Below are 323 nucleotides of genomic sequence, written 5' to 3'. Positions count from 1 at the left end.
GCATAGACTTCAAGGATGGCCGCCCCGGCGCGCCGCGCGATGTCCAGCACGCCTTCGCGCGCGGCGGCGTCCAGCACGAAGTCTGAACAAGTCATGGCGCGCTCCGGCGCTGCAGGTATTCGCGGACAATGAACATCGCCGCCAGCGAGCGCCCTTCCGAGCAGTCCTCACGCAGCATCAGCTCGTGCAGGCGCGCCAGCGGCCAGGGAATCACCTCCAGAGGCTCGGGCTCGTCGCCTTCGAGCTGCTCGGGATACAGGTCCTCGGCCAGCACCAGGGTCGTGGCGTGGGTGAAGTAGGTCGGCGCCAGGGTCAGCTCGCGC

Annotated in this window: 1 pseudogene; it reads right to left on the bottom strand. The window is 68.7% G+C overall.

From position 1 onward, the window contains the following. Positions 1 to 91: 91 nt before the first annotated feature. Positions 92 to 323 (bottom strand): annotated as a pseudogene (locus FLQ44_RS02825) (hypothetical protein); the annotation flags it as partial.

The organism is Vogesella mureinivorans (assembly GCF_007644035.1).
Taxonomy (GTDB): domain Bacteria; phylum Pseudomonadota; class Gammaproteobacteria; order Burkholderiales; family Chromobacteriaceae; genus Vogesella; species Vogesella mureinivorans.
The sequence above is the reverse complement of the archived record's forward strand: the minus strand, read 5'-3'. Positions and strand labels throughout refer to the sequence as shown.